The organism is Terrabacter lapilli (assembly GCF_039531305.1).
GTDB classification, from domain to species: domain Bacteria; phylum Actinomycetota; class Actinomycetes; order Actinomycetales; family Dermatophilaceae; genus Terrabacter; species Terrabacter lapilli.
In genome coordinates this window covers 468,782-491,506 of record NZ_BAAAPU010000003.1, presented here as the reverse complement: position 1 = coordinate 491,506, position 22,725 = coordinate 468,782, and the positions used below count along the sequence as shown (strand labels likewise).

Sequence of the window (22,725 nt, the reverse complement as noted above, 5' to 3'; positions counted from 1 at the left end):
CACCTGGGGCGCGGCGACCTGCCGACTATCCCGATCTGGCCGGCGCAAGCCGCGCATTCTGCAACAATCACGGCATGATGAGCCCCGCCCGCACCGCCGTCGTCGTCGAGGACGACGACGACATCCGTGAGCTCATCACCCACAGCCTGACCATGCAGGGGTTCGAGGTGGCCGCGGCCGCCTCCGGACAGGCGGGCCTCGAGCTCGTCGTGTCGCAGGACCCCGACCTCGTCACCCTCGATCTGGGCCTGCCCGACCTCGATGGCATCGAGGTCTGCCGCCGCGTCCGCGACGTCAGCCAGGCCTACGTCGTCATGATCAGTGCCCGCACCGACGAGATCGACCGACTCATGGGGCTCGAGATCGGCGCCGACGACTACCTCACCAAGCCGTTCAGCCCGCGCGAGCTCCAGGCTCGGGTCAACGCGATGTTCCGCCGGCCTCGCACCAACGGCACCAGCCCTTCCGTGTCCGCGCCGGGCGACGGCGCCAACGGCTCGTCCGCTGCGGCGATGCAACCGGTGGCCGCCACGTCGACGGCCACGTCGACCGCCATGTCGACGTTGGATGCGGGGCCCGCGCTCGTGCGCCACGGCCGCATCACGGTCGACCCCGAGGGCCGGGTCGCCACGGTCGACAGCCAGGAGGCCGACCTCACCCGCACCGAGTTCGACCTGCTCGCGACGCTGCTCAGCGCGCCGCGGCGCGTCTGGTCCCGCGCGGTGCTGCTCGAGAGCCTGTGGGGGCCCGGGTGGTCCGAGGAGCACCTCGTCGAGGTGCACGTGGGCAACCTGCGTCGCAAGCTCACGCGACTCGGCCCCGCGGGCATGCGGGCGCCGATCCGCACGGTGCGTGGCGTCGGCTACCGCATGGAGGAGCCGGACGCGTTCTGAGCGCCGCTCCGGTCGCTGGACAGTCGTCGGAGAGTCGCTGAAGACCTGCGGCGCCGGGAGCTAGGCGAGGGCCGACAGGACCGGGCGCTCGAGGTGCGACCGGAGCGCGCAGCGGGCGCCGTCGGCGAGGCCGAGCAGGGAGCTGCCCCGTTCGCGGGCCAGATCGAGCTCACCGCGGCGCACGGCGTCGATGACGTGCAGCACGGCGGCCTCGAGGACCACCAGGCCCACCGTCGCCGACGAGACCCGCAGGCTGAGCAGCACGTCCATGGCCGCGGCCTCGTCGCGCCGGGCGAGGGCGGAGCTGGCGCGAGCCAGGCGCGTCTCGAGCATCCGAAGGTAGGTACCGGCGATGGAGCGGGCGAGGTCCTCGCTCTCGAGCTCGCACGCCAGGCGGCTCAGCGCCGCGGGGTCGAGCTGGTCCGGGGGCGCCTGGGTGCCGGCGGTCGCCCGGCCGGAGCAGCCGCTCACTCGCCCGGCTCGTCTGCCACGCATGCGCTCGTCGGCGTTCATGGCCGGCTCAGTGCCCTCGGCCCGGCCGTGGCGCCTCGGGTGCCCGGCCTGCTTCGGCTGCCTGGGCTGCCAGGGCTGCCAGGGCTGCCAGGGCTGCGGTCAAACGGAGCGGGGCGGACCAGCCTCCCACCAGCTGTTCCGCCCCGCTCCGGTTCCCTCCCCCCACCGAGATCCTCGAGTGGGCCCGCCGTCCGTGGAGGCTGTCGTGACCGCGCACCGGCACTGCAGGGTCAATGCGAGTGCTGCTGGTCATGACGCCCCCACGGATCGGCGGGCTCTCGCCCGAAGGTCTTCGTCAGCAGGCGGTTCCCCCACCGGTCCTGCTGACAGGGACAACTCTGCCGCGGCGATTGCAAGGGCCCACCCCGCTTGGGCGCACGGTTTGCTCAAGAAACCTGCAAGCCTTCCCGTCGCGCGACCGACTCGGAGGTCAGGCCCGCCGTCGCACCGGGCTCGGCTCAGAGCGTGGTCGAGGTGTAGCCGGCCGCGTGGGCGGCGAAGGCCTCACGGGTGTCGGCCGAGCCGACGAAGAGGGCCGTTGCCCAGATGTCGGCCCACAGCAGGGTGGGCCCGGTCACCGTCACGGAACCCGGACGCCCGACCATCTCGCCCGATGCGGGGTCGTAGAGGTGTGCCCCGCGGGCCGCCGTCCCGGAGGTGGCCACCGCACCGCGGACCAGGGTGAGGGTGTGGCCGATCCGCCGGCGGTCGAGGGGATCCTCGACGCCCACGCGCCACACGATCGCGTCGGGTCCGGTGGCCGGCAGGCTCGGGTGCGCACCGACGAGCACGTCGCCGCCGGCGTTGATGCAGAACGAGACCCGCTCGAGCTCGAGCAGCGGCGCCGAGGCACGGTCGACGGCCCAGCCCTTGACGAGACCGGTGGGGTCGAAGGCCAGGTCACCGTCGCCGGTCGGCAGCAGCGTGGTGAAGGCGCCCCGGGTGGCGGCCTCCGCCTCCTGGCCGATCCGCAGCGCCTCCTCGAGGAGCGGGCTGCACCCGGAGATCGGCACCTCCTCACGGCGCAGGCGCATGAGGTCGGAGTCCGCACGGTAGGTGGAGAAGATCTGGTCCATCTCCCGCAGCATCGCGAAGGCCTGCGCGACCGCCTGCTGGGCCTTGGCGCCCTCCACCTGGCCGCCGCGAAGGTGGATCGAGATCGGGATGCCCATGATCTGCTCCACCCAGGCCCGGCGCGCAGGCACGGGCGCGAGCTGGGGTTTGGTCGGCACGTTGACGGGGCCGTCGAGGGGGCTGCTCATGCTCTGCTCCGGGTCCGGTTCGGTCCGCTGGGCCCGGCGGGCTCAGAGGTGCGCCTGGTCGATGGCCGACTGCAGCGACTGGGTGTAGCCCTGCCAGGTGTAGGTGGCGCCGGAGACGACGTCGATCTGCGCCGACTGCGCGCTCACGGCCTCCTGGTTGTAGACCGGCACGGCCATCGAGTTGATCATCTCGTCGTGCCGGTCGCTCATCGGCACCTGGAGCACGTCGGCCGCGGTGATATTGCCGTCCTTGACGGTGATCTGCACCTGCACGTTGCCGTAGCGGGTCATGATCGCGTCGCCCGAGTACGTCTTGGCCGTGCTCGAGCTGCTGGACGAGGACGTGGCCGACGAGGAGCCCGACGACGAGCCGGACGGCGCGGTCGGGTCCTGGCCGGCGGAGTCGGCGGACGAGGCCGCCGACGAGCCCGAGGAGGAGCCGGTGCTGTCGGAGCTCTTGCTCGTCGTGGTGACCTGGCGGCTCTCGGCCGCCACGATGGCGGTCGAGCTGCGGGAGGTGTTGTAGCTGAAGAGCAGGACGAGCACGGTCAGGGTGCTCATGGCCCAGAGGACGATGCGACGCATGGTGGGGCTCGATTCGTGGAAAGGGTTCGTGACGGGTGCAGACGTGCGGACTCAGTACGTGAAGCGCTCGTGGTGGACCGCCTGCGGCGGCACGCCGGCCTCGTGCGCGGCTGCGATGACCGTGTCCATCCAGCCCGGGTTGCCGCAGACGTAGACGTCTCGCTCGGCGATGTCGGGAACGATCCGTCGCAGCGCCTCGGCGTCGCCGAGGTGCCCAGCTTCGACGGGCAGCCAGCTGTCCCGCTCGCGGTTGCGGTGGCCGACGACCGCCACGACCCGCCCACCCTTGGCGCGGGTCAGGTCGAGCAGCTCGTCCGCCAGGACGATGTCGGACTGGCTGCCGACGCGGTAGATGACGACGACACCGTCGGGGGCGGCGGGCAGCTCCTCGAGGATCGCGCGCAGCGGCGTGATGCCGATGCCGGCGGCGATGAGGACCGTCTTGCCAGCGGTGCGGACCCCGGTGTGGAGCCGGCCGTACGGCCCCTCGACCATCACCTTCGTCCCCGGACGCAGACCGGCGAGCCGAGCGCTGGAGTCGCCGACGGCCTCGGCGGTGATCCGCAGCGACCGCCCGTCGGGCGCCGCCGAGAGCGAGTACGGGTTGCCCCTGGACCAGCCGGAGCCGTCGAGGAAGCGCCACTGGAAGAACTGGCCGGCCCGGACGGGCAGGCGGTCGAGACGGCGGCCGCGCATCACGACGGACGTGACGGTCGGCGACTCCTGCACCACCTCGGTGACGACGAGGCGGTGCCGCGCGGAGCGCACGACGGGAAGGCCCACCCGGTAGACGAGCACAGACACGAGGGCGAACGCGTACAGCCCCCACCAGAAGACCGCGGCGACGGTGCTCGACTTGAAGTCCTGGCCGGTCCAGAGCTGGTGCGGCAGGGCCAGGCCCGCGCCGAGGTAGGCGTAGAGGTGGAGCAGGTGCCAGGACTCGTAGCGCAGGCGCGCCCGCGCCTTCTTGACCGAGGTGACGACCACCATGACGAGGGCGACGCTGCCGGCGAGCGCGAGCAGCATGCCGGGCGAGTGCAGCACCTGGTCCACGAACGTGGCGACGATGCCCAGGTCGGTTCCGGCGCTGTAGCCCACGGTGACCAGCACGATGTGGGCGACCATGAGGTTGAACGAGGTGAAGCCGACGACGCGGTGCACCCGGGCGAGCTCGTCCTGTCCCCAGGCCTGCTCGACCAGAGGGATGCGGGCCATGAGGAGCACCTGCAGGAGCATCAGCACCGACGCCACGAGGCCGGCGAGGCGACCGATGTTCGTGACGCCCTCGCCCAGCGAGCCGAACGCGGTCAGGCCTCCGCCGGCGACCCAGAGGGCCACGACGAAGAGGCTGACGCCCCAGGCGAAGACGGCGGAGGCGTCCCTCCACCAGCGAGGGGTCGGCGCCAGGCCCCGGTGCCGCGTGGCCGCGGGAGCCGTGCGGCCACGGCTGTCGGGGAGCACGAGTGAGGTCATGGCACTCAGAGTCGAGCGCGATGCTGTGCATGTGCTGTGGCCCGGTTCGTACTGTCGTATGAGGCGGGGGGCCTGTCGGGGCGAGCCCAGCGCGACCGCGCCTCGACCGGCCTCCGGCGCCCTTTCCGAAAGAGGGTGGACCGCGCATGCCGGGTGGCCGGCGTGCGCTACGGCCACCAGCCGAGGAGGCTGCCGCCGATCTTGACGATGAAGGCGCTGACGATGGCGACGAAGAAGGCCCGGACGAAGCCGCTGCCGCGGGCCACGGCGGTGCGTGCGCCGACGTAGCCCCCGAGCAGGTTGGCACCGGCGATGACGACGCCGACCTTCAGGATCACCAGCCCCATCGGGGCGAAGACGGTCAGAGCGCCGAGGTTCGTGGCGAAGTTGGCGATCTTGGCCTTGGCGCTGGCCTCGAGGAAGTTGTAGCCGAGCAGGCCCACGAGCGTGAAGACGAGGAAGCTGCCGGTGCCCGGGCCGAGCGCGCCGTCGTAGCCGCCGATGACGAAGCCGGTCAGCATCGCGAGCACCGTGTGCCGCGCCCCGTGGAACCGGCGGATCGACTCCCTGCCGAGGTCGGGCTTGAACAGCGTGTAGGCGCCGACGAGGACGAGCAGCACGAGGATGATCGGGTTGAACGCCGACTTGGGGATGTGCAGCCCGACGAGAGCGCCGCCGATCGAGCCGAGGTAGGCGACCGCCGCCATGGGCAGCGCGGTGCGCAGGTCGGGCCTGACGCGCCGGTAGAAGGTCACCGAGCTCGTCGCTGTCCCGAAGATCGAGCCGAACTTGTTCGTCGCGAGCAGCTGGGCGGGCAGCGCGCCGGGCAGCCCGACAAGCAGGGCCGGGAGCTGGACGAGCCCTCCTCCGCCGACGACGGCGTCGATCCATCCGGCGACGAAGGCTGCGGCTGCGAGGAAACCGAGGGTCGTGAGCGTGGGGTCGCTCACGCCCGGTCGACCGCCATGGCCTCCGAGTCCGACGGCGCCCCGGCGTCCGCATCGTCGGCGTCGTCGGCCTCGTCGGTCCGCGCCTCGTGGTTCCAGAGCGCCACGATGCCGGCGACGTCGAGCAGCTCGTCCGCGACGGCGTCCGGGCGCGCGACCACGGCCGTCCGCTGCCCGGCCGGGATGTCGGAGTGCGGTACGAGGATCGCCCGCATCCCGACCTGGTGCGGCCCGTGGACGTCCTCGAAGAGCCGGTCGCCCACGTAGACGGCGTTCTCGGGGGCGACACCGAGGGCGTCGCAGGCACTCCGGAACGCGTCCGGGTGCGGCTTGACCACGTGGATCTCGGACGAGTAGACGTCGGCGTCGAGCAGGTGGAGGACGCCGTCGCGTTCGAAGACCTCACGGTGGTAGTCGCGGGTCCAGATGGTGTTGGAGAGGACACCGATGCGGATCCCCCTGCGGCGCAGCGACTCCCAGAGCGGGCGCACCTGCTCGTCGGTGTGCGTGTGCGGCTCCCAGAACCGCTGGTACGCGGCCAGCGCCAGGTGGTGCCGGTCGTGCGCCGGGTCGACGCCCGCCTCCTCGAGGATGGCGGCGAGCGACGCGCTCTCGTGCGTCTCGCGGCCGCGGCGCCAGGCCCGCTCCTCGGCTTCGTGGATGCGCATCGCCAGGGAGTCGGCCTCGGCCAGGTCCTCGACGGGCATGTCCGGGTCCTCGACCGGGAGGCCGTGGACGGTGCGAGCGAAGACCCGCCACTGCTGCGGCAGGTCGACCTCGTGCCACGGCGTCAGCGTGCCGCCCCAGTCGAAGACCACCGCCTCGACCGGGCGTGCTGATGCGGTCACGAGCGCTCGACCTCTGCCGTCACCTCGGCGACGAGGGCCGGCACGACGTCGTCCACGGCGACCTCACGGCGCTCGCCGCTGCGGCGGTCCTTGATCTCCACCGTGCCGCCGGCCAGGCCTCGGCCGATGACGAGGATCGTCGGGATGCCGATGAGCTCGGAGTCCTTGAACTTCACGCCGGGGCTCACGCCCTTGCGGTCGTCGACGAGGACCTTCAGGCCCTGCGCCTCGAGCTCGCGGGCGATCTCCTCGGCCTTGACGAAGAGGGCGTCGTCCTTGCCGGCGGCGACGATGTGCACGTCGGCCGGGGCGAGCTCCCGCGGCCAGATGATGCCCGACTCGTCGTGGTTGCCCTCGACGACACAGGCGACGGCCCGCGAGACGCCGACGCCGTAGGAGCCCATGACGACGGTGACGAGCTTGCCGTTCTGGTCGAGCACCTTGAGGTCGAGCGCCTCGGCGTACTTGGTGCCGAGCTGGAAGACGTGGCCCATCTCGATGCCGCGCGCCGCGGAGAGCGTGTGGTCGCAGCTCGGGCACGGGTCGCCGGGGCGCACCTCGGCGGCCTCGATCGTGCCGTCGGCGGTGAAGTCGCGACCGGCGACGAGGTCGATGACGTGCTGGCCGGCGACGTTCGCGCCGGTGACCCAGCGGGTGCCCTCGGCGACGCGGGGGTCGAGCAGGTAGCGGATGCCGCTGGTGCCCTCGAGGCCCAGCGCACCGGGTCCGATGTAGCCCTTGACGAGCGCCGGGTTGGCGGCGAAGTCGGTCTCGGTGAAGGCCTCGACCTCCGCCGGCTCGACCTGCGCGCCGAGGCGCTTCTCGTCGACCTCACGGTCGCCGGGCACGCCGATGGCCAGCGGCTCCCGCGTGCCGTCGGGGTGCACGAGCATGACGACGACGTTCTTCAACGTGTCGCCGGCCGCCCAGGGTCGGTCCTCGCGCGGGAAGCGCTCGTTGAGGTGTGCGACGAGCGTCTCGATGGTGGGGGTGTCGGGGGTGTCCTCCGCGTGCGCGGCCGGGACGCCGTCCCAGCCGACCGGGCTGGGGGCGGGCACGCGTACGGCCTCGACGTTGGCGGCATACCCGCAGCTCGTGCAGTGGACGTAGGTGTCCTCGCCGACCTCGGCGGTCGCGAGGAACTCCTCGCTCTTGCTGCCGCCCATGGCGCCGGCCATCGCCTCGACGATGACGTAGTGGAAGCCGAGGCGGTCGAAGATGCGGACGTAGGCCTCGCGGTGCAGCTGGTAGCTCTTGTCGAGGCCCGCGGCGTCGACGTCGAACGAGTAGCTGTCCTTCATGACGAACTCGCGGCCGCGGAGCACACCGGCCCGGGGACGCGCCTCGTCGCGGAACTTCGTCTGGATCTGGTAGATCGACAGCGGCAGGTCCTTGTAGGAGCTGAAGAGGTCCTTGACCGCGAGGGTGAACATCTCCTCGTGCGTCGGCCCGAGCAGGTGGTCGGCGCCCTTGCGGTCCTGCAGCCGGAAGATGTTGTCGCCGTACTCGGTCCAGCGTCCCGTGGCCTCGAAGGGCTCCTTGGGCAGCAGGGCGGGGAAGAGCAGCTCCTGGGCGCCGATGGCGTCCATCTCCTCGCGGACGATCCGCTCGACGTTGCGCAGCACCCGCAGGCCGAGGGGCAGCCACGTGTAGACGCCGGGGCTGACGCGGCGCACGTAGCCGGCACGCACGAGGAGCCTGTGGCTCGGGACCTCTGCGTCCGCCGGGTCCTCGCGAAGGGTTCGCAGGAACAGGGACGACATGTGCAGGGCCACCGGGACTCCTCGTGGGGCTATCGCTCGAGCGTGGTGCGGAAGGTGTTGCGGAACCTCGGAAGGATATCCGGGTCCACGGGCCGGCTCGCGAGGTGTTTGCGCCAGGGGTCGTGTCGGCGGTCGCGTGCCGGACGCGCGGACGCCCGAGCCCGCCCGCGGCGTACGGTCCCGGCATGGGCGACGTCTACCTGCACGGGCACCATGCGAGCGTCCTCGCCTCGCACGGGGCGCGGACCGCCGCGGACTCCGCGGCCTACCTGCTCCCCCACCTCCGCGACGGCCTGCGGGTGCTCGACGTCGGCTGCGGGCCGGGCACGATAACTCTGGACCTCGCGGAGGCGGTCGGCCCCGCGGGCGTCGTCGTCGGCATCGAGAACGTCGAGGGCCCCCTCGTGGAGGCCCGCCGCAACGCGGCTGCGCGCGGCGACGAGCGGACGCAGTTCCAGCGGGCCGACGTCATGGCCCTGCCGTATGCCGCCGCGTCCTTCGACGTCGTCCACGCCCACCAGGTGCTCCAGCACCTTGCCGACCCGGTCGGTGCCCTGAGCGAGATGGCGCGGGTGGCGCGCCCGGGTGGCCTCGTCGCGGTGCGGGACGTCGACTACGACTCGATGGTGTGGCACCCGGCCTCGGCGGGCATGACGCGCTGGCTCGACCTCTACCGGCGGCTCGCACGGCTCAACCACGCCGAGCCCGACGCCGGACGCCACCTCGTGGCGTGGGCGCACGCCGCCGGGCTCGGGCACCTGACCCCCTCGGCGTCGCTCTGGACGTACGCGACGCCCGAGCAGTGCAGGTGGTGGGGCGGGGTCTGGGCGCGCAGGGCGCTCGAGTCGACGTTCGCGACGCAGGCGCTCCAGCGGGGTCTCGCGACGCGCGAGGAGCTCGAGGACATCAGCGCGGCCTGGCAGGCGTGGTCGGGTCACCCCGACGCGTGGTTCGCGATGACGCACGCCGAGCTGCTGGCACGCGTCTGATCGGCCGGGGGCCGCAAACGGCTCGCGGCGGCGGTGCCCCGTTTGCCACAGTTGCCGTATGTCGCCCGCCGCCTGCGCGTTCACCCTCCTCACCGACCCGGCAGACGCCCTGACCCGCTTCGCCCCGCTGGTCCAGCGCGAGCCGGAGGCCCTCAGCGTCGTCGCGAGCGTGACGCAGTCACTGGTTACGGACCCTGGTCGCTACGCCCACCCGCGCTGGTGGGCCGGCTCCACGCCCTCGGGCGAGGTCGTTGCCGCCTTCATGCACACGCCGCCCCACCCGCTGCACGTCGCACTGGCCACGAGCGACGAGGCGCGCGACCTCGCGGCCCTCCTCGCCGAGGCGGGGGACGACCTCCCGGGGGTCGGCGGCGAGCGGGCTGCGGCGGAGGCCTTTGCCCAGGAATGGACGGCGCGCACCGGGGCGACGGCCGCGGTGGCCATGCGGCAGGGCCGCTACGACCTCCCGGCTCGGCCCCGGGTGCCGTTCGAGGTGCCGGGCCGGTTCCGCGTCGCCACCGCCGCCGACACCCTCCTCCTCGACGGCTGGCACCAGCAGTTCTTCGACGCGATCGAGGGCGCCGGCCGCGCCGCACCACCGCTGACGCGGCACCTCGCCGACGGCCGCGTCGGCCTGTGGGAGGACGCGGGAGAACCGGTCTCGATGGCGTACGCCTCGCCGGCGAGCGGCGGCGTCACCCGGATCTCGGGCGTGTGGACACCGCCGGAGCTGCGCGGGCGCGGCTACGCCAGCGGTGTCGTGGCGGCGCTCAGTGCGGCCCGGATGGACGCGGGTGAGATGTGCATGCTCTACACCGACCTGGCCAACCCGACGTCCAACGCCATCTACTCGGCGATGGGCTACCGCCGTGTCGGCGACAGCATCAGCATCACCTTCGGGCGATGACGCCCCCTGCCCGCAGCGCGGTGCGGATCATCGGCCACTGCAAGGGGAGCCGGAGCACGGTCGCGGCGAGGTAGCCGCGACGGCGCGGGTCGGACGGGTGGCGGTCGAGGCGACGCTTGGCGCCCGTCGCCATGGCGACGTTGGCCGGGAAGACGGCGACGAGGAGGACGGCAGAGGCGATTCCCGCGGCACGCCGCGTGCGAGGCACGAACATCGTTGCAGCGCAGGCGAGCTCGGCTGCGCCAGAGGCGTACACCAGGGCCCGGTGTGCCGGCAGCTGCTTGGGGACGATCGGCTCGAAGATGCGAGGGCGGACGAGGTGCAGGGTGCCCGACACGAGGAAGAGGGCGGCCAGCGCGACGGCGTCCTTGCCCAGCGGTGCATTCGTCTCGGGCTTCATGACCCCACCCTAGGGCGGCGGTGCCTCAGAGCAGGACGGTGGTGAACGAGCCGACCTCGTGGAACCCGCAGCGGTCGTACGTCGCTCGTGCGGGCGCGTTGAAGTCGTTGACGTAGAGCGACACCTCGTCGGCCAGGCCGTCGAGCACCTGCTCGACGACGCTCGCCATCGCGGGCACCGAGAGCCCTCGGCCTCGCAGGCGCGGGTGCAGCCAGACGCCCTGGACCTGGGCGCACCCCAGTGCCAGGGAGCCGACGTCGGCCTTGAACACGACCTCGCCGTCCTCGACCTTGACGAAGGTGTGCCCGGCCCGGATGAGAGCGGCGATGCTCGCGCGGTAGCCGCGGTCGGAGCCGAAGTAGGGCGGGTAGCCGATCTCCTCGGTGAACATGTGCGCCGCCGCGGGCAGCACGAGCTCGACCTCGTCGAGACGCGCGGGACGGATGTCGGACTCGAGGGCCAGACCCAGCGACGAAGGCCGGGTGGTCGTCGTCAGGAGCGGCTGGCGGGTGCGGATGGCACGAGCGGGGCCCCAGCTCGGGCCGAGGAGCTCCCAGAGCCCGGCCACCTGCGCGCTCGGGCCGAAGATGGAGGCGCACTGGCGCCGCATGCGCATGATCCGCGACGCCACCGCGGCCACACCCTCGTCGTCGAGCTCGACCGGCACGACGTTGGCGCTCACCCACGCCAGACCACGCAGCTGCCCGTCGGTCCAGTGGCCGAGCAGCGCTCCGGGGGACGACCGCAGGGACCCCTCGAGGATGCGCGCCGCGACGAAGGCGTTCGCCACCCGGTCGCGCGCACAGAGGGCGAGCGCGACATCGTGGTCGGCCGCGGAGAGCGGCCGCACGGGAAGCCGTTGGCGAAGCACCTCCCCAGACTGCCTGCCCGCAGGCTGGGTGTCACCTTGGCGCGCCCCACGCCGGTGCACCGAAGGGGCTCACCCGGACATTCCCGGCCGCTGGGGAGCTGTACGCGTACGGCCGGCACAGCGACGCGCGTGCAGCACCGGCTCCGCCAGGTCGGTGTTGTCGAGCACCCAGGTCGCCCGCGAGCGAGGCTCGGCGGCTGCCAGGTAGAGCCGCTGGCCCCCCACGTAGCGCAGGTTGGACTCCGACTCGGGGTCGGCGTCGTGGTCCCCCGGGAAGCGCCCGTTGCCGCGCGGCACCGACACCGCGAAGGGGACGTCGACGAAGACGGCGGCGTCCCACACGTCGACGAGCTCGGGGCGCTGGAGGAAGATCCCGTCGACGAGGAGGACCGTGTCGGCGCGGACGGCGACCGGCTCGGGACGGACCGGCCGGTCGGCGTCCACGTCGTTGACCGCAGGGATGACGGGCTCGCCGCGGCGGAAGGGCTGGATCACCGCACGACGGAACGCGTCGTAGTCGTAGGAGTCCTCGTAGAAGGTCTCCGGACCACGGCCCCGGGCGACCCGCTGCGCCCGGGGCCGGTGGAAGCCGTCGATGGAGACCCGCACGACGTGGCGCGGGACCTCGAGCCCGGCGATGACCTCGGTGAGCTGGTCGGCGAGCACCGTCTTGCCGGCGCCGTCGACCCCGTCGACCGCCACGGCGACCCTCTCCCCCGGCCCCAGGGCGACGACCTGGCGCGCGAGCTCGCGCAGGACGGCGAAGCGTCGGCTCGACGGGACGGGCGGGCGCACCTCAGCCGACGGTGACGCTGGGGGCCCCGGCGGACTCGTCGTCGACCGGCTCGCCCATCTCCTCGGCGAGGCGCATGGCCTCCTCGATGAGGGTCTCGACGATCTGCGCCTCGGGCACGGTCTTGATGACCTCGCCCTTGACGAAGATCTGGCCCTTGCCGTTGCCGGAGGCCACGCCGAGGTCGGCCTCGCGGGCCTCGCCCGGACCGTTGACGACGCAGCCCATGACGGCCACGCGCAGCGGCACGGTCATGCCCTCGAGACCCGCGGTGACCTGGTCGGCGAGGGTGTAGACGTCGACCTGTGCACGGCCGCACGACGGGCACGAGACGATCTCGAGCTTGCGCGGGCGCAGGTTGAGGCTCTGCAGGATCTGGATGCCGACCTTGACCTCCTCGACGGGCGGGGCCGAGAGGGAGACCCGGATCGTGTCGCCGATGCCGCGCGAGAGCAGCGCCCCGAAGGCCGTCGCCGACTTGATCGTGCCCTGGAAGGCGGGGCCGGCCTCGGTGACACCGAGGTGCAGCGGCCAGTCGCCGCGCTCGGCGAGCAGCTCGTAGGCGCGGACCATGACGACGGGGTCGTTGTGCTTGACCGAGATCTTGAAGTCGTGGAAGTCGTGCTCCTCGAAGAGCCCGGCCTCCCAGACGGCCGACTCGACGAGCGCCTCGGGCGTGGCCTTGCCGTACTTGGCCAGCAGCCGCCGGTCCAGGCTCCCGGCGTTGACGCCGATGCGGATGGAGACGCCGGCGTCCCTGGCCGCGCGGGCGATCTCCTTGACCTGGTCGTCGAACTGGCGGATGTTCCCGGGGTTGACGCGCACGCCCGCACACCCCGCGTCGATGGCCGCGAAGACGTACTTCGGCTGGAAGTGGATGTCGGCGATGACCGGGATCTGGCTCTTGCGCGCGATCGCCGGAAGGGCTTCGGCGTCGTCCTGGCTCGGGCACGCCACGCGCACGATGTCGCACCCTGCGGCCGTCAGCTCGGCGATCTGCTGCAGCGTCGCGTTGATGTCGGTCGTCGGCGTCGTGGTCATCGACTGCACCGACACCGGGAAGTCGCTGCCCACGCCCACCTTGCCGACCTGGATCTGGCGGGTCTGGCGCCGGGGGGCGAGGACCGGCGGGGGTGCGGACGGCATACCGAGGGAGACGCTCATGCAGCCATTATGTCCCGGCGCACCGCGGTTCCCGAGGGGCGCTCCCCCGGGCCTCGGGCTCAGCCGAAGAGCTTGATCGGCTTGACGATGTCGGCGTAGATGAGCAGCACCGACATCGTGATCAGCACGAGCGACATGCCGTAGGCGATGGGCAGTCCCTTGGCGACGTCGACGTAGCCGGGGTCGGGCCGGTGGCGCAGCCGCGCCCAGCCGCGCTTCACCGCCTCCCAGACGGCTCCTGCCACGTGGCCCCCGTCGAGCGGGAGGAGCGGGATGAGGTTGAAGACGAAGAGCGCGAGGTTGAGCGAGGCGATGAGCAGGATGAGCTGGGCGAGCTTGAGCCAGTTGCCGCCCTCGTCAGCCGGGATGTCGAGTGCGGCGACCTCGCCGCCGATGCGCCCGACGCCGACCACGGAGATCGGCCCGTTGGGGTCGCGCTCCTGCGAGCCGAAGGCCGCCTGGAAGACGCCTGCCATCTTCTGCGGGATGTTGACGATGATCGAGGCGGTGTCCACGACACGGTCCCAGACGAAGCCGGGCGCCTGCGTGATCGGGGTCCGGACGAGCTCCTGCCCGGGCGTGATGCCGGCGAAGCCCACCGGCGCGAGGACGGGCTTGCCGTCCTTGGCGACGGGGTTGCCCTTGGCGTCGTAGGTGGCCCGCTCGATGACGGCGGGCTTGATGGAGATGCTGACCTTCTGGTCGCCGCGCTGGACCACCCATGTCATCGGCTGGCCCTTGCTGTCGCGGATCGCGGCCGTGACCTCGTCCCAGGAGCTGATCGGCCTGCCGTCGACCGACAGGATCCGGTCGCGCTCCTGCAGGCCCGCGGCCTTGGCGGGGGCCACCGGGTCTCCCGGCTTGCACTGCGGCTGCGGCACCTGGAGGGTCGGGGCGCTCTGCGGCACGCAGGGCGAGAGCAGGCCGACCTTGGGGGCGACCTGCGGCAGGCCGTAGAGCGTGATGACGCCCGTCAGCAGCACGGCTGCGATGAGGAGGTTCATCAGCGGGCCGCCGAGCATGATGACGATCTTCTTGCCCGGGCTCAGCCTGTAGAAGACGCGGTCCTCGTCGCCCGGCTTGACCTCCTCCATGGAGTCGGCCCGGGCCTGGTCGACCATCTGGCTGAACCGGCCGGTCGAGAGCGTGCGCAGCTCACCGGGCTTGTCGCCGGGGCGCGGTGGGAGCATGCCGATCATCCGGACGTAGCCGCCGAGCGGGATGGCCTTGATGCCGTACTCGGTCTCGCCCCGCTTGCGGGACCACACCGTCGGTCCGAAACCGACCATGTACTGGGTGACCTTGACCCCGAACCTCTTCGCCGGCACGAGGTGGCCGATCTCGTGCAGCGCGATGCTGAGCGCCACGCCAACGACGACGACCAGGACCCCTAGGAAGAACAGCACCTGCCCATTGTCACATCCACTTCCTGTGATCCCGGTTCGATGCGCCAATGGGCGCTCTGTGACCTCAGAGGGCGCGTCCGGCGCCGGCCCGGGCCCAGGCGTCGGCGGCCCGCACGTCGTCGAGCGTGAGGTCACGCACCCGCGAGGCGGGCTCGGCGGCATACGCGTCGACGACCCGGGCCACGGTGTCGACGATGTCGACGAAGCCGATCCGGCCGTCGTGGAAGGCGTCGACGGCGACCTCGTTGGCGGCGTTGTAGACGGCCGGCCACGTGCCGCCCGCCTCCCCCACCCGGCGCGCGAGGGCGACGGCCGGGAAGGCGTCGTCGTCGAGCGGCTCGAAGTCCCACGACTGCGCCCTGGTCCAGTCGACGGGCACGTCGGCGTCGGCGATGCGCTCGGGCCAGCTCAGGCCCAGGGCGATGGGCACGAGCATCCGGGGCGGGCCTGCCTGGGCGATCGTCGAGCCGTCGACGAACTCGACCATCGAGTGGATCATCTGCTGCGGGTGCACGACGACGTCGATGCGCTCGAACGGGATGTCGAAGAGCAGGTGGGCCTCGATGACCTCGAGCCCCTTGTTGACGAGCGTCGCGGAGTTGGTCGTGATGACCCGGCCCATCGAGAAGTTCGGGTGGGCGAGCGCCTGCTCGGGTGTCACGTCGGCGAGCTCGGCCCGGCTGCGGCCGCGGAACGGACCCCCGCTGGCGGTGACGACGAGCCGCCGCACCTCCTCGACGCGGCCGCCCCGCAGGCACTGCGCGATGGCGCTGTGCTCGGAGTCGACCGGGACGATCTGGCCCGGTGCGGCGAGCGCCCTGACGAGCGGGCCGCCGATGATGAGCGACTCCTTGTTGGCCAGGGCGAGCGTGGTCCCGGCGCGCAGGGCGGCCAGCGTCGGCTCGAGCCCGATCGCGCCCGTGATGCCGTTGACGACGACGTCGGCGTCGCGGCCGGCGAGCGTCGTGCTCGCCTCGGGCCCGACGAGCAGCTCGGGGTCGTATGCCGTCACGCCGGCTGCGTCGGCTGCGTCGGCGACCGCCCGGGCCAGGCTCTCCTGCGTCGCGCTCGCCGCCGCGACCACCGGCACGCGCAGGGCGACGGCCTGCTCGGCGAGCAGGCCCAGGTTGGAGCCGGCGGAGAGGCCGACGACCTCGAAGCGGTCGCGGTTGCGCTGCACGAGGTCGATCGCCTGGGTGCCGATGGATCCGGTGGAGCCCAGCAGGACGATGCGGCGGGGACGCGCCGAGGTGAGTGTCACGCCCGGCATTCTTGCGCAGCGGCGGCCGCTACGTCGTGACGCCTCTCTCGCGGAGCAGCTCCTCGCGCCGGAACGCGTAGGAGACCGCCCAGGTCATGCGCAGGCGGTACATCCGGATGTCGTCGCCCCAGGAGAAGGGGCTGCTGCCGTAGTGAGCCGTCCAGTGGGCATCGACCTCGTCGCGTCCGGGACCGGGCTCGATGAGCTCGGCGTAGCCGTGGCTGAAGACCGCGAGCTCCTCGCCGTCGATGTGGGCGACGCTGACGGCCGGCCGGCGCTCGAGGTGCCTGGCCTTGGCCGAGGTGCCCGACGTGCCGAAGGTCCACGTGCCGTGCAGGAAGTGGCCGTCGAGGGCGCTGATGCGCGGCTCGCCGGACGCGGTGACCGTGGCGACCGACAGGACCTTCACGCCGGTCAGCAGGGCGACGAGCTGCTCGGCGGTGAGGGTGCGCTCGTCGTTGATGATGCCGCGCAGGTGGCCGGTCGCCCGCGCGTGGGACGCGTCGAGCAGCGCCTGAAGGGCTGCCGTCTCCTCGGGTGTCTCCAACATCCTCCGACGCTAGCGCCGGGCACCGACGGCCGGATGGGTTCGCTCGTGCTCGATCAGGCAGGGCCGCTCCGCGCCGCCCACTCACCACCAGAGCAGGTCGGTCTCGGTCGAGAAGCCGCCGTCGCCCCAGGTCGGCCAGGGCCCGAGGTCGTAGCCCGCCGCCGGCGCCGCGACGTGCGGGGGCGGCAGCAGCACGCTCGACGGCACCGCGGCCGGGACCGGCGGAGGCAGGTCCGGAACCCGGTCCCGAGCCGGGTCCGGGGCCGGGTCCGGGGCCGGGCCCGGGTCCGCCACCCGGTTCGCCGGCTGGCCGGGTGGCAGGAAGCCGGTCCGCGGGTCCCGCCGCGGCGCGACCTCGGGGGCCTCGGCGAGGCTCTTGACGACGGACAGCCGGGCCCGGATGAGCCCCGCGAGCGCCGATGCGTCCACGACGCGGCCGTCACCGGCCGGCAGCCAGCCGGTGACGGTCTCGGTGAGGCGCGCCCCCAGCTCGCCCGGCTCGATGGTGGTGACGACGTCCGCCTCGTGCGCCGAGGTGAGGTCACGCTCGACGGTCCGCGCCGGTGCCGTGGCCTCGACGACGAGCGACACCGAGACGGCACGTCGGCCGTCGTCGCGGCGGTGGACGGCGACCACGTGCTCTCGCCCCGGCTCGTCGGCGAGGTCCAGCCGCACCACCTGCTGCAGCGACGGCTTGAGCAGCTGCTCCGAGGACGGCTGCCGCAGCACCTCCCACAGCCGCTCGGGCGGGACCCCGACGTCGACCGACACCGTCTGGTGCACCGGCACGACCGCGCGGGCGCCCCCCGACGTCCCGCCATGGCCGATGAGGGAGTCTGTGGCCGCGTCGTCCGCCGGCCCGTCGGAGGCCGGACCCCGGGTCCGCCCGCGCGGGATGCCTTCGACGTCGGCCTTCAGCCCGAGCAGCGCGCGCGCCAGCCAGGCCCGGGCGAAGTCGGCGCCCGGGTCGGTCGGCGCCAGGCCGGACAGCTGCTGCGCGACGACACATCCGCCGTCGAGCGGTTCCAGGGTCGTGGTGAGGGTGAGGTCGGCGCCGCCGTCCTGCGAACGGGAGACGACGCGCACCCCCGGCTCGAGGTCGACGAGGGTGCTGAGGCCGGCCCAGAGCCGCCCGTTGGGACGCCGCCACACCGCGACGAGCTCCGGCGGCTGCAGCGGCACGACGCGGACGCAGTCGACCCCGAGCTCCGCGCCCGCACCCGGCGCCACGAGGTGTGGCCAGACCTCCTGCGGCGCGCGCTCGACGAAGACGCGGTGACCCACGTCGCGCACGACGACGGCCGGCGCCGGCTCGGAGCGACGGCCGGCCCGGTCCCCGAACAGCCCGCGCAGAAGGCTCACGCCCGAGAGTCTGCCGCCGAAGGCCGGACGCGTCAGGAGATTCGCGGCATTGCGCCCGCGCGGCACAATGGCCGGGTGAGGACACGCGGGTCACGGCAGGCGGCGCTGTCCGTGCTCGCCGTCGTCGTCGTCGTCCTCGCCTGGCTGGTCGTACGGGCTTCGCAGGCCCCCACGGCGCCCCAGCCCTCCGCCGGCAGCGTCGCCGCCGCCTCGACGGGCCCGGCCCCTCACGCCTCCGCCGGTGACGGCGGGCGCACGGATCCCGTCTCCGGGGCGCCCTGGGTCGCCGAGTCGGTCCTTCCGCCCGAGGCGCGCCACACGCTCGCGCTGATCCGCGCCGGCGGGCCCTTCCCCTACCCGCGCAGCGACAACCAGACCTTCGCCGACCGCGAGCGGCTGCTGCCGGCGGAGCCGCACGGCTACTACCGCGAGTTCACCGTCGTGACACCGGGATCCGCCGATCGTGGTGCCCGCCGCATCATCACGGGCGGCAGCGGTGAGAAGTACTGGACCGCCGACCACTACGCCTCGTTCAGCCGCATCCGGGAGGGGACATGACGACGTTCCTCGGCAGGCACAGCGAGCCGGACGACCACATCGAGCAGCTGCGGTGGCTGGGTCGCGACGTCCGCATCGTCTCGGGCGGCGAGGACAAGGAGAGCGTCCTCGACGCCTTCGCGCGGGACCTCGCGCTCCCGGACTGGTTCGGTCGCAACTGGGACGCCCTCCTCGACGCCCTCAGGGACCTCGACCCCTCCGACGACGAACCGATCGAGCTCGTCTGGGACCACGCGGCGAGACTGCGCGAGCGGGACCGCGTGACCTACGAGACCGTCGTCGACATCCTCGAGCAGGTGGCCGACGAGCGCGGTGACCTCAACGTCACCGTCGTCACCCGCTAGCGACCGCCGGGCGACAGTGCCGTATGCCGTCACGCCGACCGCCGCTTGACCGCGCGGGCGCGGGGTGCGCCGCGGGACGGCATACGCCCTCGGAGCTCAGGAGACGAAGACGCGGTCGTCGATGAGGCGCTCGTTGACCTCCTTGCCCTCCCGGTCGAAGCGCCCGTGCTCGAAGTCCTTGGCGAACTCGAGCTCGACGTGGGCCTTGCCGTGGCGGTTCTTCTCGATGCTGACCACCGACCAGGCGCGGAAGCGCTCGATGTTGCCGAGGTTGTAGAGGAGGTGCTCGCGCGAGACGACGTCGACCTTGTCGTTGACGATGAGGACGACGTCCGCCTCGAAGGCGAGCGCGGACGACCCGCGCAGGTCCTTGGCGCGCATGCGGTGGCCGGAGGCGAGAGCGTCCTTGTCGGCGGCGGAGATCGCGACGACGGGCACTCGTGCGGACAGGGCGAGGTCCTTGAGCCCCTCGGCCGCCGCGGTGACCCTCTCGTCCTCCCCACGCCGGTCGACCGGCACCTTCTGGATGTAGTCGAGCAGCACGAGCGGCGCCTGGCCGGTCGTCTCCGTCACCCTGGCGACCGCCTCGCGGACCCGCTCGAGCGTGGTCGTGACGCCCGAGGACTCGTGGATCTGCAGCCGGTCGCCGTAGCCGGCGAGCGCGGCGTACGCCTGGGCGCCTCCGCGCAACCCGCCGAGGAGCGACTGCAGCGACTCGCCCCGGTCGGCGGTCTCGAGGACGCGCCGTACGTCGATGACGCCCGCCACCTCCCCCGGGTCGGCCTCGGCGGCCTCGAGAGAGATGAGGCGCTCGAGGAGGGTGTGGCTCTCGTGCTCGAAGGAGAAGACGAGGGCGCTGGCGCCGGCGGCCACGGCGTTGCGTGCGACCTGCATCCCGAGCGTGGTCTTCCCGTGGCCCGCGGGGCCGCCGAGGAGCACGAGCTCGCCCGACCGCAGGCCCCCGGTGAGCACGGCGTCCAGCACCGGGAAGCCGGTCGACCAGACCCGGGCTCCGGCAGGTGTGCCGCGTCGCAGGACCTCGTCGGTCTCGCTCAGCAGCGCGTCCAGGGGCCGCAGTGGCCCCGCATCACGATGACCGTCTGGTGTCCCCATGCGCCGATTGCACCACAACGGGTGCTGGGCCCGAGGCCGGTTCCCGCATTGTCCGAAATGCCCCCCTGGGGTCAGAGAGCGATGCCGACGTACTTGGTCTCGAGGTACTCGTCGATGCCCTCGAAGCCGCCCTCGCGCCCGACCCCCGACGCCTTGACGCCGCCGAAGGGCGCGGCCGGGTTGGAGACGATGCCCTGGTTGACGCCGACCATGCCGAACTCGAGCGCCTCGGAGACCGTGATGGCGCGCGTGAGGTCGTTGGTGAAGACGTAGGCGACCAGGCCGTACTCGGTGTCGTTGGCCATCCGTACCGCCTCCTCGTCGGTGGTGAAGGTCGAGACCGGGGCCACGGGGCCGAAGATCTCCTCACGGGTGAGGTCGGCGTCCTCCGGCACGTCGGTGAGCACCGTCGGCTCGTAGAACCAGCCGGCGCCCTCGCGGGCGGACCCGCCGACGACGACTCGGGCGCCCTTCCCGACGGCGTCGTCCACGAGCGCGGAGACCTTGTCGCGGGACTTCTCGTCGACGAGTGGGCCGACGTCGACGCCCTCCTCGGTGCCACGGCCCAGGGTCAGCGCCCCCATCCGCTTGCCGAGCTCGGCCGAGAACTCCTCGGCGATCGACTCGTGCACGTAGAAGCGGTTGGCGGCCGTGCAGGCCTCGCCCATGTTGCGCATCTTGGCCAGCATCGCGCCGGTGACGGCCTTGTCGACGTCGGCGTCGCCGAAGACGAGGAAGGGCGCGTTGCCGCCGAGCTCCATCGAGACGCGCAGGATCTGCTCGGAGGCCTGCTCCATGAGCTTGCGGCCGACCGGCGTGGAGCCGGTGAAGGTCAGCTTGCGCAGGCGTGGGTCGCGGATGAGCGGCTCCATGACCTCGCCGGTGCTGCTCGTGGTGACGACGTTGAGGACGCCGTCGGGCAGGCCGACCTCCCGCAGCAGGTCGGCGAGGGCGAGCATCGTCAGCGGGGTCTGGCTGGCGGGCTTGACGACCATGGTGCAGCCGGCGGCGATGGCCGGGCCGATCTTGCGGGTGCCCATGGCGAGGGGGAAGTTCCACGGGGTGATCATCAGCACCGGGCCGACCGGCTGCTTCATCGTCATCAGGCGTGTGGCGCCGTTGGGAGAGGTCGCGTAGCGGCCGCCGATGCGGACCGCCTCCTCGGAGAACCACCGGAAGAACTCGCTGCCGTAGGCGACCTCGCCGCGCGACTCGGCGAGCGTCTTGCCCATCTCGAGCGTCATGAGCATGGCGAACTCGTCGGCGCGCTCGGTGATCTTCTCGTAGGCCGCCCGGAGGATCTCGGCACGGTCGCGCGGTGCCGTGCGGGCCCAGGCCGCCTGCGCGGCGACCGCCGCGTCCAGGGCCGCCTTGCCGTCCTCGACGCTGGCGTCGGCCACGTGGGTGAGGACCTCCCCGGTGGCCGGGTCGTCGACCGCGAGGGTCCTGCCCCCGCTCGCGTCACGCCACTGACCTGCGATCAGCAGCCCCTTCGGGACCGACTCGAGCACTGACTCCTGCGTCACCGTTGCCATGCCTGAAACCCTATTCCTGTCGTCGTGGTCGTCATCGTCGGCCTCCTGGGCCCGGCGGCGCGGGCCGCCGGGAGCAGTGCCCTCGCTCAGCGTTCGTCCATTCCCCACGGGGAGCCGTAGCCCTCCGGCCTGGGCGCGGCCAGCAGGTCGAGGAAGGGCACGGCGTCGAACGCCTCGGGCCCGAGGACGCCGGCGCCCTTCCACGTGCCCCGGGCGAGCAGCTCGAGGGCGATGACGGGGTTGAGCGCGGTCTGCCACACGACGCACTGGGCGCCGTAGGCCGCCATCGTGTCGGCGTTGTCGACGACGTGGTGGAGGTACGTGCGCCGGGGCCGGCCGTCCTTCCCGGTGCCGGTGACGAAGAGGCCCGCGCAGGTCTTGCCGGTCATCCGGGGCCCGATGGTGGCCGGGTCGGGGAGCACCGCGGCGACGACGTCGCGGGGCGAGACGGCGACACCCTTGACCGTGACCGGCTCGGTGCGGTCGAGGCCCAGGGAGTGCAGGACCTTGAGGACGGTGATGAACTCGTCCCCGAGGCCGTACTTGAAGGTGACCCGCCGGGCGTCGACCCAGCGCGGCATGAGGAGGACCTCCTCGTGCTCGACGTTGACGCACTCGACCGGACCGATGCCCTGCGGGAACTCGAAGACCTCCGGCTCGCTGAACGGCGGGGTGGTGAACCAGCCCCGCTCCTTCTCCCAGACGACCGGAGGGTTGAGGCACTCCTCGATCGTGGTCCACATCGAGAAGCTCGGGGCGAAGATCTCGTTGCCCTCGTCGTCGTGCACCACGAGGTTCGCGCCGTCGCGCGTTCCGAGCTCGTCGATGTCCGAGAAGAGGTGGTCGGCGGCGTAGCGGGCGAACACGTCGGAGAGCCCCGGCTCGACCCCGATGCCGACGAGCGCGAGCCGCCCCTCGGCCTCCCACTCCCCTGCCACCGCGAACTGCTCGTCGCCGAGCTTCACCCCGGTGACGGCATACGGCTGCTCCGGGTGGGGACGCGAGAGGCTCATCGCCATGTCGAGGTAGTCGGCCCCGGCCGCGCGAGCGCCCCCGAAGACGGACATCGTGAACTTGGGGTCGACGGCGTTGAGGACGTGTGTCGCCTCGTGCTCCCGGGCGAGCGCCGTGACGGCCGCGGCGTCGGACGCGTCGACGCGGGCCGCGACGAAACGGCTCTCCCCCGGG

Annotated in this window: 23 protein-coding genes; 5 read left to right on the top strand and 18 right to left on the bottom strand. The window is 72.6% G+C overall.

The window, feature by feature from the left end:
* Window positions 1-74 precede the first annotated feature (74 nt).
* Window positions 75-893, top strand: coding sequence for a response regulator transcription factor (locus tag ABD241_RS03660; protein WP_344058522.1), 819 nt, complete (start codon window positions 75-77; stop codon window positions 891-893).
* A 60-nt stretch (window positions 894-953) separates the two neighbouring features.
* On the opposite strand, the gene ABD241_RS03655 is transcribed toward ABD241_RS03660, so the two are convergent.
* The 7 genes from ABD241_RS03655 to ABD241_RS03625 all read right to left on the bottom strand — a co-directional run bounded on the left by ABD241_RS03655 (window position 954) and on the right by ABD241_RS03625 (window position 8,296).
* On the bottom strand, window positions 954-1,406 hold the full coding sequence (locus ABD241_RS03655) for a hypothetical protein (protein WP_344058520.1): 453 nt from the start codon (window positions 1,404-1,406) through the stop codon (window positions 954-956).
* Between the two features lie 458 nt (window positions 1,407-1,864).
* Entirely contained in the window at window positions 1,865-2,668 is an 804-nt protein-coding gene (locus ABD241_RS03650) for an FAD:protein FMN transferase (protein WP_344058518.1), read from the bottom strand.
* Between the two features lie 42 nt (window positions 2,669-2,710).
* Window positions 2,711-3,253 carry an FMN-binding protein gene (locus tag ABD241_RS03645; protein ID WP_344058516.1) on the bottom strand — a complete coding sequence of 181 codons (543 nt, stop codon included), beginning with the start codon at window positions 3,251-3,253 and terminating at the stop codon, window positions 2,711-2,713.
* 51 nt (window positions 3,254-3,304) lie between these two features.
* Complete coding sequence (locus tag ABD241_RS03640) at window positions 3,305-4,726, bottom strand: ferredoxin reductase family protein (RefSeq protein WP_344058514.1); 1,422 nt, start codon at window positions 4,724-4,726, stop codon at window positions 3,305-3,307.
* Window positions 4,727-4,893: 167 nt separating this feature from the next.
* Entirely contained in the window at window positions 4,894-5,676 is a 783-nt protein-coding gene (locus ABD241_RS03635; protein ID WP_344058512.1) for a TSUP family transporter, read from the bottom strand.
* Window positions 5,673-6,521: an HAD family hydrolase gene (locus ABD241_RS03630; protein ID WP_344058510.1), complete on the bottom strand. Its 849-nt coding sequence runs from the start codon at window positions 6,519-6,521 to the stop codon at window positions 5,673-5,675. The genes ABD241_RS03635 and ABD241_RS03630 overlap by 4 nt, the downstream gene beginning before the upstream one ends.
* Window positions 6,518-8,296: a proline--tRNA ligase gene (locus tag ABD241_RS03625; RefSeq protein ID WP_344058508.1), complete on the bottom strand. Its 1,779-nt coding sequence runs from the start codon at window positions 8,294-8,296 to the stop codon at window positions 6,518-6,520. Before ABD241_RS03625 ends, ABD241_RS03630 begins: the two co-directional genes overlap by 4 nt.
* A gap of 173 nt (window positions 8,297-8,469) precedes the next feature.
* Here ABD241_RS03625 and ABD241_RS03620 point away from each other — a divergent pair, with 173 nt between their 5' ends.
* Both ABD241_RS03620 and ABD241_RS03615 read left to right on the top strand, forming a co-directional pair.
* The gene (locus tag ABD241_RS03620) at window positions 8,470-9,273 is read left to right on the top strand and encodes a methyltransferase domain-containing protein (protein WP_344058506.1); all 804 of its coding nucleotides are present in this window, start codon (window positions 8,470-8,472) and stop codon (window positions 9,271-9,273) included.
* 58 nt (window positions 9,274-9,331) lie between these two features.
* Window positions 9,332-10,180 (top strand): GNAT family N-acetyltransferase, encoded by an 849-nt coding sequence (locus ABD241_RS03615; protein WP_344058504.1) that lies wholly within the window; start codon window positions 9,332-9,334, stop codon window positions 10,178-10,180.
* On the opposite strand, the gene ABD241_RS03610 is transcribed toward ABD241_RS03615, so the two are convergent.
* From ABD241_RS03610 to ABD241_RS03575, 8 genes are all read right to left on the bottom strand, one after another.
* On the bottom strand, window positions 10,164-10,580 hold the full coding sequence (locus ABD241_RS03610; protein ID WP_344058502.1) for a DoxX family protein: 417 nt from the start codon (window positions 10,578-10,580) through the stop codon (window positions 10,164-10,166). The two genes, ABD241_RS03615 and ABD241_RS03610, sit on opposite strands and share 17 nt — an antisense overlap.
* Before the next feature lie 25 nt (window positions 10,581-10,605).
* On the bottom strand, window positions 10,606-11,451 hold the full coding sequence (locus ABD241_RS03605; protein WP_344058500.1) for a GNAT family N-acetyltransferase: 846 nt from the start codon (window positions 11,449-11,451) through the stop codon (window positions 10,606-10,608).
* A gap of 69 nt (window positions 11,452-11,520) precedes the next feature.
* A complete protein-coding gene (locus ABD241_RS03600; protein WP_344058498.1) occupies window positions 11,521-12,246 on the bottom strand; it encodes a nucleoside/nucleotide kinase family protein in 726 nt (241 codons plus the stop codon).
* A gap of 1 nt (window position 12,247) precedes the next feature.
* On the bottom strand, window positions 12,248-13,408 hold the full coding sequence (gene ispG, locus ABD241_RS03595) for a flavodoxin-dependent (E)-4-hydroxy-3-methylbut-2-enyl-diphosphate synthase (protein ID WP_344058496.1): 1,161 nt from the start codon (window positions 13,406-13,408) through the stop codon (window positions 12,248-12,250).
* 59 nt (window positions 13,409-13,467) lie between these two features.
* Complete coding sequence (locus ABD241_RS03590) at window positions 13,468-14,814, bottom strand: M50 family metallopeptidase (protein WP_344058494.1); 1,347 nt, start codon at window positions 14,812-14,814, stop codon at window positions 13,468-13,470.
* Between the two features lie 64 nt (window positions 14,815-14,878).
* The gene (dxr, locus tag ABD241_RS03585; protein WP_425580667.1) at window positions 14,879-16,084 is read right to left on the bottom strand and encodes a 1-deoxy-D-xylulose-5-phosphate reductoisomerase; all 1,206 of its coding nucleotides are present in this window, start codon (window positions 16,082-16,084) and stop codon (window positions 14,879-14,881) included.
* 19 nt (window positions 16,085-16,103) lie between these two features.
* The gene (locus ABD241_RS03580; protein WP_344058490.1) at window positions 16,104-16,625 is read right to left on the bottom strand and encodes a pyridoxamine 5'-phosphate oxidase family protein; all 522 of its coding nucleotides are present in this window, start codon (window positions 16,623-16,625) and stop codon (window positions 16,104-16,106) included.
* 81 nt (window positions 16,626-16,706) lie between these two features.
* A complete protein-coding gene (locus tag ABD241_RS03575; protein WP_344058488.1) occupies window positions 16,707-17,987 on the bottom strand; it encodes a hypothetical protein in 1,281 nt (426 codons plus the stop codon).
* A 75-nt stretch (window positions 17,988-18,062) separates the two neighbouring features.
* Between ABD241_RS03575 and ABD241_RS03570 the strand changes: the two genes are divergently transcribed.
* Window positions 18,063-18,545 carry a guanyl-specific ribonuclease gene (locus ABD241_RS03570; RefSeq protein ID WP_344058486.1) on the top strand — a complete coding sequence of 161 codons (483 nt, stop codon included), beginning with the start codon at window positions 18,063-18,065 and terminating at the stop codon, window positions 18,543-18,545.
* Complete coding sequence (locus ABD241_RS03565) at window positions 18,542-18,889, top strand: barstar family protein (RefSeq protein ID WP_344058484.1); 348 nt, start codon at window positions 18,542-18,544, stop codon at window positions 18,887-18,889. The genes ABD241_RS03570 and ABD241_RS03565 overlap by 4 nt, the downstream gene beginning before the upstream one ends.
* A 96-nt stretch (window positions 18,890-18,985) precedes the next feature.
* On the opposite strand, the gene ABD241_RS03560 is transcribed toward ABD241_RS03565, so the two are convergent.
* The 3 genes from ABD241_RS03560 to ABD241_RS03550 form a co-directional block, all read right to left on the bottom strand.
* Window positions 18,986-20,002 (bottom strand): DnaB-like helicase C-terminal domain-containing protein, encoded by a 1,017-nt coding sequence (locus ABD241_RS03560; RefSeq protein WP_344058482.1) that lies wholly within the window; start codon window positions 20,000-20,002, stop codon window positions 18,986-18,988.
* Between the two features lie 71 nt (window positions 20,003-20,073).
* Entirely contained in the window at window positions 20,074-21,537 is a 1,464-nt protein-coding gene (locus tag ABD241_RS03555) for an NAD-dependent succinate-semialdehyde dehydrogenase (protein WP_344058480.1), read from the bottom strand.
* 86 nt (window positions 21,538-21,623) lie between these two features.
* Window positions 21,624-22,725: saccharopine dehydrogenase family protein (locus ABD241_RS03550; protein ID WP_344058478.1), on the bottom strand; the 1,102-nt coding region annotated here is incomplete at its 5' end.

Coding starts and splice junctions, on each gene's coding strand:
- ABD241_RS03660 (WP_344058522.1), top strand. CDS start 75: ATGATGAGCCCCGCCCGCACCGCCGTCGTCGTCGAGGACGACGACGAC.
- ABD241_RS03655 (WP_344058520.1), bottom strand. CDS start 1,406: ATGAACGCCGACGAGCGCATGCGTGGCAGACGAGCCGGGCGAGTGAGC.
- ABD241_RS03650 (WP_344058518.1), bottom strand. CDS start 2,668: ATGAGCAGCCCCCTCGACGGCCCCGTCAACGTGCCGACCAAACCCCAG.
- ABD241_RS03645 (WP_344058516.1), bottom strand. CDS start 3,253: ATGCGTCGCATCGTCCTCTGGGCCATGAGCACCCTGACCGTGCTCGTC.
- ABD241_RS03640 (WP_344058514.1), bottom strand. CDS start 4,726: ATGACCTCACTCGTGCTCCCCGACAGCCGTGGCCGCACGGCTCCCGCG.
- ABD241_RS03620 (WP_344058506.1), top strand. CDS start 8,470: ATGGGCGACGTCTACCTGCACGGGCACCATGCGAGCGTCCTCGCCTCG.
- ABD241_RS03615 (WP_344058504.1), top strand. CDS start 9,332: ATGTCGCCCGCCGCCTGCGCGTTCACCCTCCTCACCGACCCGGCAGAC.
- ABD241_RS03610 (WP_344058502.1), bottom strand. CDS start 10,580: ATGAAGCCCGAGACGAATGCACCGCTGGGCAAGGACGCCGTCGCGCTG.
- ispG (WP_344058496.1), bottom strand. CDS start 13,408: ATGAGCGTCTCCCTCGGTATGCCGTCCGCACCCCCGCCGGTCCTCGCC.
- dxr (WP_425580667.1), bottom strand. CDS start 16,084: ATGCCGGGCGTGACACTCACCTCGGCGCGTCCCCGCCGCATCGTCCTG.
- ABD241_RS03580 (WP_344058490.1), bottom strand. CDS start 16,625: ATGTTGGAGACACCCGAGGAGACGGCAGCCCTTCAGGCGCTGCTCGAC.
- ABD241_RS03565 (WP_344058484.1), top strand. CDS start 18,542: ATGACGACGTTCCTCGGCAGGCACAGCGAGCCGGACGACCACATCGAG.
- ABD241_RS03560 (WP_344058482.1), bottom strand. CDS start 20,002: ATGGGGACACCAGACGGTCATCGTGATGCGGGGCCACTGCGGCCCCTG.
- ABD241_RS03555 (WP_344058480.1), bottom strand. CDS start 21,537: ATGGCAACGGTGACGCAGGAGTCAGTGCTCGAGTCGGTCCCGAAGGGG.